The sequence below is a fragment of the Neorickettsia risticii str. Illinois genome (genome assembly GCF_000022525.1).
In the GTDB taxonomy this organism is placed as follows: Bacteria; Pseudomonadota; Alphaproteobacteria; order Rickettsiales; family Anaplasmataceae; genus Neorickettsia; species Neorickettsia risticii.
In genome coordinates this window covers 248,116-262,205 of record NC_013009.1, presented here as the reverse complement: position 1 = coordinate 262,205, position 14,090 = coordinate 248,116, and the positions used below count along the sequence as shown (strand labels likewise).

Annotated in this window: 15 protein-coding genes and 1 tRNA gene; 13 read left to right on the top strand and 3 right to left on the bottom strand. The window is 40.9% G+C overall.

Going from position 1 to position 14,090, the window contains the following annotated elements; genetic code table 11:
* Positions 1-36: 36 nt before the first annotated feature.
* From pth to NRI_RS01305, 3 genes are read right to left on the bottom strand one after another with little or no spacing between them, the layout of a single operon-like run.
* Complete coding sequence (gene pth, locus NRI_RS01315; protein ID WP_041351430.1) at positions 37-627, bottom strand: aminoacyl-tRNA hydrolase; 591 nt, start codon at positions 625-627, stop codon at positions 37-39.
* Positions 627-1,211, bottom strand: coding sequence for a 50S ribosomal protein L25 (locus NRI_RS01310; RefSeq protein WP_015816177.1), 585 nt, complete (start codon positions 1,209-1,211; stop codon positions 627-629). The genes pth and NRI_RS01310 overlap by 1 nt, the downstream gene beginning before the upstream one ends.
* Positions 1,195-2,829: an ABC transporter permease gene (locus NRI_RS01305; protein ID WP_015816164.1), complete on the bottom strand. Its 1,635-nt coding sequence runs from the start codon at positions 2,827-2,829 to the stop codon at positions 1,195-1,197. Before NRI_RS01305 ends, NRI_RS01310 begins: the two co-directional genes overlap by 17 nt.
* A 349-nt stretch (positions 2,830-3,178) precedes the next feature.
* Between NRI_RS01305 and NRI_RS01300 the strand changes: the two genes are divergently transcribed.
* The 13 genes from NRI_RS01300 (at position 3,179) to NRI_RS01240 (ending at position 14,079) form a co-directional block, all read left to right on the top strand.
* Entirely contained in the window at positions 3,179-4,747 is a 1,569-nt protein-coding gene (locus NRI_RS01300; RefSeq protein WP_015816176.1) for an aminotransferase class V-fold PLP-dependent enzyme, read from the top strand.
* A gap of 37 nt (positions 4,748-4,784) precedes the next feature.
* Positions 4,785-5,999 (top strand): IscS subfamily cysteine desulfurase, encoded by a 1,215-nt coding sequence (locus NRI_RS01295; RefSeq protein ID WP_015816163.1) that lies wholly within the window; start codon positions 4,785-4,787, stop codon positions 5,997-5,999.
* A gap of 55 nt (positions 6,000-6,054) precedes the next feature.
* Positions 6,055-6,483: a Fe-S cluster assembly scaffold IscU gene (iscU, locus tag NRI_RS01290; RefSeq protein WP_015816175.1), complete on the top strand. Its 429-nt coding sequence runs from the start codon at positions 6,055-6,057 to the stop codon at positions 6,481-6,483.
* A gap of 27 nt (positions 6,484-6,510) precedes the next feature.
* The gene (locus NRI_RS01285; RefSeq protein WP_015816162.1) at positions 6,511-6,876 is read left to right on the top strand and encodes a HesB/IscA family protein; all 366 of its coding nucleotides are present in this window, start codon (positions 6,511-6,513) and stop codon (positions 6,874-6,876) included.
* Positions 6,877-7,045: 169 nt separating this feature from the next.
* Positions 7,046-7,474: a Fe-S protein assembly co-chaperone HscB gene (gene hscB, locus NRI_RS01280; RefSeq protein WP_148205710.1), complete on the top strand. Its 429-nt coding sequence runs from the start codon at positions 7,046-7,048 to the stop codon at positions 7,472-7,474.
* Positions 7,452-9,233 (top strand): Hsp70 family protein, encoded by a 1,782-nt coding sequence (locus tag NRI_RS01275; RefSeq protein ID WP_015816173.1) that lies wholly within the window; start codon positions 7,452-7,454, stop codon positions 9,231-9,233. The genes hscB and NRI_RS01275 overlap by 23 nt, the downstream gene beginning before the upstream one ends.
* Position 9,234: 1 nt before the next feature.
* Positions 9,235-9,570, top strand: coding sequence for a ferredoxin family 2Fe-2S iron-sulfur cluster binding protein (locus NRI_RS01270; protein WP_015816160.1), 336 nt, complete (start codon positions 9,235-9,237; stop codon positions 9,568-9,570).
* A gap of 51 nt (positions 9,571-9,621) precedes the next feature.
* Positions 9,622-10,533: a hypothetical protein gene (locus NRI_RS01265; protein WP_238523023.1), complete on the top strand. Its 912-nt coding sequence runs from the start codon at positions 9,622-9,624 to the stop codon at positions 10,531-10,533.
* A gap of 66 nt (positions 10,534-10,599) precedes the next feature.
* Positions 10,600-10,672: transfer RNA gene (locus NRI_RS01260), tRNA-Lys, on the top strand.
* An 87-nt stretch (positions 10,673-10,759) separates the two neighbouring features.
* Positions 10,760-12,691, top strand: coding sequence for a threonine--tRNA ligase (gene thrS / locus NRI_RS01255; protein ID WP_238523022.1), 1,932 nt, complete (start codon positions 10,760-10,762; stop codon positions 12,689-12,691).
* A gap of 12 nt (positions 12,692-12,703) precedes the next feature.
* Positions 12,704-13,273: a translation initiation factor IF-3 gene (gene infC / locus NRI_RS01250; protein WP_081436399.1), complete on the top strand. Its 570-nt coding sequence runs from the start codon at positions 12,704-12,706 to the stop codon at positions 13,271-13,273.
* Complete coding sequence (locus NRI_RS01245; protein ID WP_015816158.1) at positions 13,260-13,769, top strand: phosphatidylglycerophosphatase A family protein; 510 nt, start codon at positions 13,260-13,262, stop codon at positions 13,767-13,769. Before infC ends, NRI_RS01245 begins: the two co-directional genes overlap by 14 nt.
* The gene (locus NRI_RS01240; protein ID WP_015816170.1) at positions 13,756-14,079 is read left to right on the top strand and encodes a MerR family transcriptional regulator; all 324 of its coding nucleotides are present in this window, start codon (positions 13,756-13,758) and stop codon (positions 14,077-14,079) included. Before NRI_RS01245 ends, NRI_RS01240 begins: the two co-directional genes overlap by 14 nt.
* Positions 14,080-14,090 lie beyond the last annotated feature (11 nt).

Below are 14,090 nucleotides of genomic sequence, written 5' to 3'. Positions count from 1 at the left end.
TTGTTATGGAGAAACATAGAATACTATTTCCCAGGATTATCCTTTACTGACTGCAGTACTGTATTCACCAAGAAACTTCTCTTTGTGCGTAGCAATATCACTTAAAAGAAGAGGAAGGTTCGTACCAATAAATCCAAATAACTTATTCAAACGCTCCAACTCCAACGAAGTAAAACATGACAAAACATGTTCAGCCGGCTCACCAACACCTCTTCCCACACCGAAGCGAAACCTCCAATAATCTCTACCCAAGTTAGCATCGAGAGATTTCAGTCCATTATGACCTCCAGAGCCTCCACCCCTTTTTATCTTCACTTTAGCAAAATCAAGATCTATATCATCGTGAAAGACGATTACATTTTCAGGCTCGACTTTATAAAAGTTGACCAGCTGTACAAGTGGCCTACCTGAATTATTCATAAACGCCACCGGCTTGAATAAGTACAAAAGAGAGGAAGAAACTCGCCCTGAAGATAAGAGCCCGGAAAATTTCGGAAGAAACTCCGGAAAAGAAAAGGTACACCTAATGTAATCAATAAGCATGAACCCAAGGTTATGCCGCGTCTCCGCATACCGGAATCCTGGGTTCCCCAAGCCACACAGAACAAGCGTGCGAAACTCCGACATTACGCGGTAGTAGCCGTAGTACTAGCCTTAACTTTCTTACCTACAACCGTCGCGACAACCGAATTTGCATCCCTCGCAAGTGGCACAACTCCATCAGGAAAAACGAGATCGGAGAACTTGATTGAGTCACCTACCTTAGCATTTTCTATATCCACGGGGATGCTCTTAGGAAGATTCGCTGCCGCGCACCTGACAAGGACTGTCCGCTTGACTATATTGAGCATTGCACCGAGCCTTATCGCCTCGGACTTTCCAGAGTTTACAAAATTGAGCGGAACTTGAAACTTCGAGGAATGTTCACCAGCAAAAACAAAATCCAAATGCAGCACAACAGAAGAAACTGGGTGGAGTTCATACGCTTTAGGGACTACCTTATATACCTTTCCTTCACAAGACAACTCAACAACTCCACTACCCGATAAGACTGCGAAATGCTTACTTACATCTCTAACGGAAATAGCAACGTTCATATTTTCTCGCTCTTTACCATAGACAACAGCCGGCACAAACCCAGACCTGCGCAGAACATCCGCACTATTCCCCCCCAAACTAGTTCTAGGAATACACTCAATCGAAACAACCATTCTTACTTAAGCAAACATCGCAGAAACACCCGATTTTAGATTGTTTTTTCAGATTACGCAAATCTCCAGCGTATGTACTGCGCGTAAGAAACCACGTTATTGCAATACATATAGCCGTCATTATGAGTGCTGGCATAGCGGCGTCCTCATATCTTTCATCCATGACAAGCTCGTATACACGAGTGGACATCGTCTCGAAATTGAAAGGTCTAACAAGTAAAGTCAATGGCAGTTCTTTAAACGTATCAAGAAAAATAAACATGGCAGCACTTACCAAACACCCAACCAACATTGGTGAATAAACGCGCACTGTATCGATGAAACCACTTTTTCCTACAAGCCTCATCGTCCAAGGAATTTCATTGGGTATTTTTTCCATACCAGACTTTATGCTGTTAGAACCTAGAGCAAGAAACCGAAAGACATATGCATAAACCAGTGCTGTGAACGTCCCAATAGTAAAAAGGTGTAACCCTGGTAGTGGTATATATGACAGAAATGAGGAACCGCTAGCAAAAAAGTTTATTATGCCCATTCCCACAACTAATCCAGGAAGCGAGTATCCTAAATTAGACAGCTGGAAGGCTGTTGCTCCTATCTTTTTCTTTTTCTCCATATATACAAAGAAAGATGCGACTAGGATCGTGAAGAAAGAGACTATCAAGGCAATCTGGATGCTCTCAAAAGCGAGAGATAGGAGCCTATAATCTGGAACGGCACCAACGCTTAAAATCACAAGCGAAACTATTGGAAAAATTAAACCAAAAAGTGGAAGTAAGGAAAGCAAAAGCGGAATGACAACGGCTTTATAGCCCTTAATGTGCCAACAACAGTCCACACGGTGGTCCACTATGACATTAGAATAAACAGCACCCTGTCTTAGAAGTTTCTCAAGGAAAATCATTCCCACGACAAACAATAGCAAAAATAGAATCAACCTCGATGCACCTATGACATCATTCAGTAGAAACCACTTCCTGTATATACCAGTTACAAATGTCTGCAGACCAAAAAATTGCATTATTCCAAAGTCCGAAACCACTTCCATCAATACGAGTGTAATTCCACCAACGATGGCCGGTCTCGCTATCGGAATCACAACCTCTAACATAGTGGAAAGAAAAGATTTTCCGCAGCTTCTTGCTATCGCTATCGCCCCACCAATAGAAGAAATCCTAGCCAAACACAGTATGTAAACATATGGGTAAAAGGCAACACTCATAACAAAAATCGCTCCATATAAAGAGTTGATTCTCAGTAAGTGCCGTACACCAAGAACATCCCTCAAGAAACTCGAAAACTCAGACGAAAATCCAAAGAACTGCACATAGGAAAGCGCCATTATGTAGCCTGGAACAGCGATCGGGAAAAATAACAGCATTCTTAATAGCTTTCGACCTGGGAAGCACAAAAACGTCACGGCACAAGCAGAACCAACTCCAAAAACGAAAGTCAAAAAGCCCACCCCAGAAAGTAGTGCTAGAGTATTAAGTAGGTACTCACCAAATAACCAACAAGAAGCACAAACAAATCCGTATGCACTAAACGATGGTAGAATCAGTGAAAGCGTAGGAGCAAAAAACAGGAGAATCAGTCCATTAAGCAGTACCTTTTGCATTATAAGCTCCGCCAAGTATACAAAGAGATGATAAGGAATATACACACCTCATTCAACGTGAGGTGAATTCCGACTTTTAGCAAAATCACTCGCATTTATCTCAAGCAAACTTTAGCAAATAAAGCGGCTTCTAGAAAGAACAGAGGACATGCGAAGATCAATCACAAGTAGAAACATACCTATTCAGATAATACCTCACACTACTGATACAACTCATCGTTTTTTCCACAAAAAGTCACATTACCGAATGTCATACTTACCAATAGGTATTTGATAGTGCACTATATAACCGAAGCATGTTAGAATCATGATTATTCTATGACCCTTGTCTAGAGGAGAATACCTCACCATGCTCACAGCCAAAACAAGGTATGCAATTGTAGCATCTATTGATATCGCATTGCATTCAAAGGGTAGAAAATACGTAAAAACCTCCGAGATTGCATCAAGACAAAAAATATCTGAGAAATTTCTTGAGGTAATTTTACCGCCCCTGAAAAAACAAGGTATTTTAGAGTCTCTACTCGGTCCTGGCGGCGGTTATAGACTTGCTAAAGAGCCCGATACAATCTTTTTGATGCAAATCCTCAAAGCCGTAGCTGATACTCCAAAAATAACTCGTTGTGGTGGTGATGGGCAGCAAAGTTGTACGGGAGAAGCAAAGAAATGCTGTACCCACAATCTATGGGTTGTTCTAGAGAAAAGGTTCAATAATTTTTTTGAGTCTGTGACGCTTCAGGACATCATATCAGACGATGTTCTGAGACAAGAAAAGAACGTGCACAATGGATCAACATTGGAATCTTATCAAGAAGACATCATATACATGGATAATAATGCCACAGCTACTCCTTTCCGATATGCAGTAGAAAAAGCATGTACCCTCCTGAAACTGCCATATAATGCATCCTCAATTCACAGACGTGGACAAGCAGCCAGAGAAGTTATTGAAGAAGCCCGTAGACTGATAAAGAAAAATCTCAACCTCGAAGAAGACTATGACCTTGTATTCACTGCCTCCGGAACAGAAGCAAATAACATGCTTTTCCATAATGCAAGCGATTACCAGCATATAGTTTGTAGTACAGACCACAGTTCGACGCTTAAAGTTGCCAATAACCCTATTCAAGTCGATGTTGATGAAAATGGCATTATCAAACTTGAAAGTCTAAAAAGAGCCCTATTGGAGAACCATGGTTGTAAATTAGTATCGGTTTGTCTTGCAAATAGCGAAACTGGAGTTATACAACCACTGGACCTCATAATGGAAATTGCAAAAGAGCATGGAGCATTGGTACATGCGGACGCTACACAAGCTATTTCCAGAATTCATTGTAGATTTAATGAGACACAGCCAGATTTCATTACCTTTTCTGCACACAAAATGGGAGGCATTATTGGTGCTGGGTGCCTCGCTTACAGGAAATATCTTTCGAAAGAACTAAAACCACTCATACTAGGAGGAGGACAAGAAAGAAACCTCAGAAGCGGAACAGAAAATCTCGCTGCAATAGCTGCATTTGGAAATGCATCAATGTTTATTAATACCTCTATAAAAAATATGAAAAATATAAGATCTTTAAGAGATTATATGGAGGATGAGATATCAAAACGGATGAAGTCGGCTGTAATAGTGGGCCAGAAAGCTCAAAGACTCCCAAACACAAGTTGCATCATCATTCCGGAAATTGACGGAACAACTCAATTAATGCATTTCGATATGCATGGAATATGCGTCAGCAACGGATCAGCATGTTCATCCGGACAGCTGGAAGCATCTCATGTACTGCTCGCAATGGGCTTTGACAATAATATGGCTAAGTCAGCAATTAGAATAAGCTTGGGGATTTCAAATACAAAAGAAGAAGTGAAAAAGCTTGTATCAACATGGGAGATATTGTACAACATTAGGGTGTAAAATGATTATTGCATAGTTTGAACTAGGGGAATGAAAAATGAAGTTGCCAGTATTCCTTGATAATCAATCCACAACAAAACCTGATCCAGAAGTCATTGAGGCGATGGTCAGCCTCTTTGATCGCCCTTGCAACCCGCATTCGAGAACGCATTCATATGGATGGCATGCTGAAGCTGCTGTGGAAAATGCACGTGAAAAAATTGCACACCTTATTGGCGCTTCTTCTAAAGACATCATTTTTACATCTGGTGCAACAGAATCAAATAATTTAGCCATCAAGGGAGTGGCTAATTTTTATCGTTCAAATGAGAAAAATCACATAATTACCCTTTCTACAGAGCATAAATGTGTCCTGGATAGTTGCAGAAACTTGGAAACAAGTGGAATCGAAGTAACTTACCTTCCAGTTGAGAAAAACGGCATTGTAAATTTGGACGTACTCAAAAAAGCTATAAAACCGTCAACTATGATGGTATCCATAATGGCTGCAAATAACGAAATAGGTGTCCTGCAACCACTCAAAGAGATCGGCCAAATATGTAGGGAAGCGGAGATAATCTTTCACACAGACGCAGCGCAAGCCTTTGGTAAAATCCCGCTCAATGTGGAAGAGATGCAGATCTCACTTATGAGCATTTCTGGTCACAAGATATACGGCCCAATGGGTGTTGGTGCCCTTTATATTCGCAGAAAAAACCCCAGGATAAGGGTGACACCGCTTTTCAGTGGAGGTGGTCAAGAGAGAGGTATTCGCTCCGGCACACTTCCTACTCCTTTGATTGTTGCTTTCGGAAAAGCAGCAGAAATTGCAGCCAGGGTTATGGAGGAAGAACACAAAAGAGTGAAGTTCCTAACAAATAAACTGTATGAAATAATCAAGGCGGGAATACCAGATATCGTTCTGAACGGGGATCCCTCAAGAAGGCTACCTGGCAACCTTAATATTAGTTTCCCTTATGTTGAGGGAGAATCAATAATCATGGCAATCCCAGAAATATCTGTTAGCTCCGGATCTGCATGCACATCAGCATCTTTAGAGACATCTTACGTTCTGAAAGCACTTGGAGTTGCAGAAGACCTTGCCCACTCATCAATACGCTTTTCGGTTGGTAGGTACAACACAGAGGAAGAAATTATTATGGCTGGTGAGTTACTTGTGAAAAAAGTCATTCGTCTGCGTGAAATGAGTCCCCTATGGGAAATGGCTCAAGAAGGGATAGATCTTAACTCAATAAAATGGGATACGAGCTAGGCAAATGGTTTACAAAATAGGTAATATTGATATTTAGTTTAGGAGGGGGACGTTTATGGCTTATAGTGATTCCGTATTAAATCATTACAACAATCCAAGAAATGTTGGTACAATTGACAAGAATAAAAAGAACGTAGGAACCGGTTTAGTGGGTGCTCCAGCCTGCGGGGATGTGATGAGGTTACAGATCGAAGTTGATAATAACGGTTGCATTGTGGACGCAAAGTTCAAAACCTTCGGCTGTGGTTCAGCGATAGCATCAAGCTCTTTGGCAACAGAGTACCTGATCGGGAAAAGCATCGAGGAAGCGGAAAAAATCAAAAATACTGAGATCGCGTCTACTTTGTGTCTCCCACCGATAAAAATGCACTGCTCAATGCTGGCAGAGGATGCAATCAAAGCTGCAATCAAAGATTTTAGAGAGAAACAGGCTGCTTCTAGCACTGAGGAGGCAAATAACGAAAATACAGATAACAAAAGCTAAAGCAAGGTTCCTCATATCTAGATTCAGATGAATTTAAATGGACCACCCATTGCAGTGAGCGCTTTGGCGTTTCAAAAATTTGTTGAGCTGATCGATGAAAGAAAAAGAAAGGGCAAACCGACGCTTGGTATAAGGATAAAATTACTTTCCAAAGGATGTGGTGGAAATGAATACGGTATGGAGTATGTCGAAGAAGCAGGACAACATGATGAAATGGTAGAGCTAGAACAAGGTCCTATGGGAAAAGTATCATTGTTTGTTGATCCGAAAACGATGCTTAGAATTATTGGAACAAAAATAGACTATGAAGAAACAAAATTCAAAAGTGGCTTCGTTTTCAAAAATCCCAGAGAGAAAGGAAGGTGTGGATGCGGCAAGAGTTTTTACTATTGAGTTAGTGGGTACAATACTAAATTGAATGAGACAGGTGCAACACTAAAATCCACGCTAAGCAAAGTAGGCAGGAACTTCTCTTGTTTGAAACACAATTAGATCAGCTAACCGTATGAGATGCAAAGAAAAAATTATTTCAGGATCCTAGAATTAGAAGAGAAGTTCACTTTTGACCCTGCAGATTCACTGGAGAAATCTTATCTCGCTCTGCAAAAAAAAATTGAGAACCACGTCTAATTCAGTTAAGGAAGATTCAGCTATCTACGATGAGGTTCAATTACTCAACAAAGCGTATCATCTTTTAAGAGATCCTGTTAATAGAGCACAACACTTATTAGAATTATCTGGTTACACTAACCTCTCCGACAAAAGCTGTCCTGAACTGCTTATGCAAATCGTCGAACTGGAGGAAAAAGTCAGGAACGGCGGAGCTGTAGAAGTCCTACCATTAGTAGAAAACATGTGCATTGAGGCTTTGCAACAAATGGAAAAAGCTTTCAATTGCAAAGATTATGACTTGGCAAGCTCGTATTGTGTAGGACTCAAATATTTAGAAAAATTAAAACAGAGGATCTATGCAAGTGATAACAATCGATGAACCAAGACAAAGACTTGATCGCGAAGTCATCATAGGTATAGACTTTGGAACAACCAATTCCCTTGCTTCTGTATTCGATAACGGCAAATGCGTTGTTATTCCTCAAGAGGATGGCGACGTGCTTCTTCCATCCATTATTGGTGTGAAAGGCAAGGACGTCATCATTGGAAAGGAAGCAAGGAAATGCAAGGGTCACATTCTCTCAATAAAGAGGATAATCGCAAAAAAAGCAGGCATCCCAGGAAGCATACGGAACGATCCGCAGGAAATGTGCACTCTCTCAATAGGATATGCATCCAGAATTTTTGCATCTCTAAAAAGAACAGCTGAAAAATATCTTGGACACTGTGTGAACATGGCTGTGGTAACAGTCCCGGCATACTTTGATAACGCTTCCCGCACCGCAATTAAGGATGCGGCAACGATTGCCGGGCTAAATGTTGTGCGTCTGTTAAGTGAACCAACTGCAGCAGCACTTTTCTATGGAATTGACGAGAAAAAAGAAGAGGGCAGATACATCGTCTACGATTTAGGTGGTGGAACTTTTGATGTTTCAATTTTGGAATTCCACAAAGGTATTTTTAAGGTTTCCTGTACCGATGGTGATGATTACCTTGGTGGTGATAACTTTGATCAGGAACTGTTAGAACATCTCCTGAAAAAATGTGTACTTGAACCCACAGATGAGGAAAAAGCAGTCTTACTGGGGGTTTGCATGAAGATCAAGGAGGAGTTGAGTCGCCAAGATAGAGTAACACACTACTTTGACTATCGGGGACAAAACATATGCTTTGAAATCACATTGGATGAATTTGAAAAAATAATAGAAAAAGATGTAGAGAAAACAATCAACATAGTGAAACGTGCTCTCAGAGCAAGCAGTCTCTCCGTAGGAGATATTGATGGACTCCTTCTTGTTGGTGGATCAACGATGATACCAATGATAAGAAGCAGAGTTTCCGCGTTTTTTGGGGAAGAAAAAGTCGTGAGGGGAGTCAATCCAGAGACAATTGTTGCTTGCGGCGCAGCATTGATGGGGAGCTTTCTTAATGGTAAAAATCCTAAAAGGGTACTTTTATTAGATGTCCTACCACTCTCATTAGGTATAGAGACTCTTGATGGTACGATGGAAAAAATCATCATGAAAGATACCCCAATCCCAGTCAAGCAATCACAAGTACTGACTAACGCAGTCGATGGTCAAACCTCCTTTAAGATACGTGTCTTACAAGGAGAAAGAGAATTCGCTTGTGATAATAGGTACTTAGCAGAGTTCACGCTTAACAACCTACCCCCGCTTCCAATGTGTAAAGCGAGAATAGAGATTACCTTTAGTGTAGATGAAGACGGAATATTGAAGGTAAGTGCGACCGAATTACTCACAGGAAAGGCACAAACAATTGAAATAAACCCGCATTATGGACTAAAAAGGGAAACTGTGCAGAAGATGGTAGAAGATTCCCTAACTAGCCTCACAGAGGACATGAAGAAAAGGTCGGTAACAGATGCACAGAAACATGCCGAGCGTGTTTTACAGGTTCTAAGGAAAGCCTTAGCCGAGCACGAGCCTTTACTCATCGGCAGCGAAAAAGAAATAATTGATGAGCATATGCAACTTATAGCAAGAAGTATACAAAAATGTGATAGCATCGAAATTAGAGAGGCAACTGAGGAACTAGAGCGAGTAGCAGAACCGTTCCTGAAGCGGAGATTAGACTTTCTTTTTAAGAAAATGGAAATAGACCTGAATAAAACCTGACATGTCGAAGGAGCTAAAAATAACTTTCATTGAACCAAATGGAAAAGAGCGTCATTGCACTGCTCACGAAGGAGAAACCATTCTTACGGTGGCACATAAAAACGGTATTGACTTAGAAGGTGCATGTGAAGGTTCTCTTGCATGTTCTACTTGTCACGTGATAGTTGAATCACAATGGTTTGATAAGTTGCCTCCTATCTCTGATGATGAAGATGACATGCTAGACCTTGCATTTGGACTTTCTGCTACGTCAAGGTTGGGTTGCCAAGTTGTGATGAGCGAGTCCATAGATGGGATCAGAGTAAGGCTCCCAAGCGCAACAAGAAATATAAAGTAAGGGTTTATTTACCGAAACATGGATAAGACGCGCTTTTTTCTCTACTGCTGCTTGTTTGTCGTACTTTCAGCTTTTTGTGTCACGGGATATTGGTTCTATAAGACACAGTCTCTCAAGAATAATATTGTTTCCACACTAAGCGGTTTCTCACTTTTTGAATATTCAGGCTACCAACTTGAAGGATTTTTCGAGTACAAATCCAGAGTTTCCTTCACAAAGCCGGTTCTCAAAATAGACAACCTGAACAAACCACTCCTTGTGGAGTTCGACAAGCTTATCTTCACCGGTGTCCCTTGGAAGAACGAGATAGAAGTAAATAATCCAACTACAACGGTTGTTATTTCTGCGGCTGATGGACAATTTCACTGTAAGAACCTCGATGGAGCATCCATATCAGGTATCCCAGCTGGGGAAAATGGTTTCACCCTTTCAATCAAAAAAGAGGAGCTAGAATGTCACATGCAAAATAAAGAAACCACGGGCGAGACCCTGCTCTTCGACATTGCTTTTAGGATGAGCTATTCACAGAAAAACTCACTAGAAAGTACTATTAACCTCACCCTCAGCTTCGGTGAAGGTACAAAAAAAATCGAAACTGACATGTCACTAGTAAATTTATCTGAGAGACCTCCCACTTATACGTTAGATGTGAAGAGGCTTGATATCTCAACACCGCAGCACAGGTGTGACATAACTGGAAAAGTAGCACTTTCGCCAAGTTACACATCCATTGCCAAAGGTAAGATATGCTTGAAAGTAGAAGGAGCAGGCCATTTAATATCAGCGATTGAGAAAAGCTTGGACAGTGGCCTTACAGCACAAAAAGCACATGGATTTCTCGGGAAGATGCGTCACTTTGTAGATAAGAGCGATGATACACTGCACATATGTGTGCAAGACAAAAATGAAGAGTTGCTAATCGGGACCGAACAAAATATGATTCCTCTATTAAAGATGTTCTGAAATTGCCCTCTTTTCCCACATTATAATTGATTCTTTCATCCTTTCATTGTAAAATCTCGGTCAGTTGATCTCGTAGCTCAGTAGGCAGAGCATTTGACTTTTAATCAAAGGGTCGTGCGTTCGAATCGCACCGAGATCACGGGTTTTCAGAGTTTCTTGGGAGCATTTTTTTGGATCCTGTGTTCGCGGTGCTACTTTTGGTTGAGAGTCACGTTTGGGGCGTATCGTGTTAACCGTAACTCTTTTGTCATCTTCTTTCACCGTATCCTTTGGTGAGACTGTTGGGTCTGTAATATCTGGTTTTAATGCTGGAGTTTTTTCTAAGACAATCGCAGCTTCAGTGAATGGGGTTAGTGTTGATCTCTCTTACTGTCTCGACTGTGATGCAAATATAGAACCCGTTCTCCTCGAAAGCGAAGCGGGAATTGAAATACTAAGACATGATTGTGCTCATATCATGGCACAAGCAGTACAGGAGCTATACCCAGAAACGAAATTAGGAATAGGACCAGTCATTGATGATGGTTTTTATTATGACTTTTCTACCCTCGCCCCTTTCTCCGACAGTGATTTCGAAAAAATAGAAGAGAAAATTAAAGAAATCATTCAGAGAAACTACCCGATAATACGTGAAGAATGGAGCAGAGACGATGCAGTTTCATTTTTCCAAAAAAAGGGCGAAAAGTATAAAGTTGAACTTGTAAGTAAGATTCCGCCTAAAGAAAAGATTTCTATATACAAGCAGGGTGATTTTATTGACTTGTGCCGTGGTCCGCACGCTCCTTCGACAGGTTGGTTGAAACATTTTAAATTACTGAAAGTATCAACTGCTTACTGGCTTGGTGACGCAAAAAATGACTCTTTGCAGCGTATATATGGCACCGCATGGGCAACAAAAGACGGATTGGAAAGTTATCTTTCCTTCTTACATGAAGCAAAAAGGAGGGATCATCGTGCTATTGGTAAGACAATGGAACTCTTTCATCTACAGGAAGAAGCCCAAGGACAGGTCTTTTGGCATGAAAATGGTTTCCTCCTTTACAGAGTATTGGAGAATTATATCCGCAGCAAGCTCAAGGCACACGATTATCGCGAAGTAAAAACTCCTGTTGTGTACAGCAAATGCCTGTGGGAAAGATCAGGACATTGGTCTAAGTTCAAAGAGAATATGTTCGTTATAAGATCGGACGATGGTGAATTTTCACTAAAACCAATGAACTGCCCTGCACATATTGAGGTCTTTAAACAATCTCTAAAAAGTTATAGAGATTTGCCACTGCGGCTGGCAGAATTTGGTATGTGTCACAGAAATGAGGCTTCTGGAGCACTGCATGGTCTAATGAGGGTCAGAGGCTTTGTTCAGGATGACGCACATATTTTCTGCACACCTGAACAAATTTGTGATGAGACTGTTGCGTTTTGCGAATTACTAAAAGAGGTTTATAGAGATCTTGGATTCACAGAAGTAGAGGTGCGCTTTTCAGATCGCCCGGAGGTACGTCTTGGAAATGACGAAACCTGGGATAAGGCAGAGATTGCACTGAAGTCTGCGATGGATAAAGCAGGGTTGGTTTATACACTCAACCCCGGAGAAGGAGCCTTCTATGGCCCAAAGATAGAGTTTGTACTGGTAGATGCATTAAAAAGGAAATGGCAATGTGGAACTCTGCAGGTAGATTTTGTGTTGCCTGAGCGTCTGGATGCAACCTATATAGACCATGAAGGGAAAAAGCAGCACCCTGTAATGCTGCACAGAGCTATTTTAGGTACGTTTGAGCGTTTCCTGGGTATCCTGATCGAACATTATGACGGCAAATTTCCATTATGGCTCGCTCCAACACAGGTAGCAGTCCTCACGATTACGGAAAAGGTTGAAGAATATGCAAAGTCGTTACTGAACCATCTATCCAAAACAGGCATACGTGCTGTCTCTGACTTTAGCAATCAAAGAATTGATTACAAAATCAGGTATCATACTACAAGAAGGGTCCCAATTTTGTGGATCATCGGTAGAATTGAGGAAAAAAACAATAGCGTTACGGTACGAAGAATGGGTTCAAGTGAGTCTGAAGTGAAGACAGTTGATACGGCCCTTGACGATATATTAGGGGAGTTCAATGTTCGACAAATAAGTAGTACTAATATAAGAAGAATTTGAGGTTCAATAAATTTGAAGAATAAAGAAAAGAATTTCACTAGCCGTACTCCAAATAGGTCTAATACAGACAAAAGAATTGTCTGGAGTTACGCAAACGCGAACAACGAAGTAAGAGTGATAGACGTGAACGATAAGTTCATGGGAGTGATGAAGATCGCGGAAGCATTGCAGCTAGCAAAAAGCAGAAATTTAGACTTGGTAGAGGTATCCTCAGCTGTAGTTCCACCGATATGTAAAATATTAGACTACGGAAAATACAAGTACGAGGCAAAGAAGGAGTCCAACCTAAAACGAAGAAAACAAAAATCCTCTACGGTAAAAGAGGTTCAGTTACGCCAATCCATAGGAGCAGGCGATCTGAGTACAAAACTCAAAAAAATTAGGGAGTTTTTGCAGGAGGAAGACAAAGTAAAAGTTGTAGTGAGGCTCCGTGGTAGGGAAATGACTAACAAGAACCTTGCTATTAACTTACTGAACAAGGTTGTAGAGGAAGTCGGATCTGAGGTTGGTAAATTGGAAAAAGAAGTTGTACAGAATAACAATAATTTTTTTATCATCCTTGCTCCCAATGCAAAATCATAAGAACAGAAAGCAGGACGTATTTACAAAATGCGCGACATGCTTTGGTATTGGTTACCTTTCTCCGGTACCTGGCACACTGGGTAGTATACTTGCATTTGTTTTTCTCCCGTTGATTATATTTTTCCCTCTCTCCACTGCGTATGTTGTCCTGATCTCATCATTTTTGTTTCTAATTGGCATCTGGAGCTGTGATAAATATGAAACAACCTACTCCTTGGAGGACCCAAAGGAAGTCATAATAGATGAGTTGATCGCACAACTAATTTTGTTTTTATGTATCAGTTGTGCCTTTGGAAGTAGCTTTGAGCTTTCCATCATGTTGCTTCTGTGCGTCACATCATTTATATTGTTCAGATTTTTCGATATCGTGAAACCCTGGCCCATAAGTCTCGTGCAAAAAAACATACATGGCGGTTTTGGAGTGATGCTTGACGATCTACTCGCAGCATTTGCTGCCTTCATAATAATTTCAATTGTTACATATGTTTTGTTTTGAGAAGGGAAAGCTATACTATTCGATACGCGAGGTCGCGGAAATTATAGGACTGAAGGAGTACGTATTGAGATACTGGGAAACTCAGTTCCCCGAAATACTTAAACCAAAAAGACAATCCGGGAAAAGACTCTACACACAAAGCGATATAAAGGCAATACAGAAAATACAAGAATTACTTCACAAAAGAGGAATGACCATAAGAGGCGCACGCTCAGCTCTGAAGGGAGATCCAAATCAAACAGAGCTTGAGATAGCAACGGAGCATCTCAGGTCGCTCAGGGATTTCCTTACAAAATTTGCAAAAGACTAAGAAAGTACAAG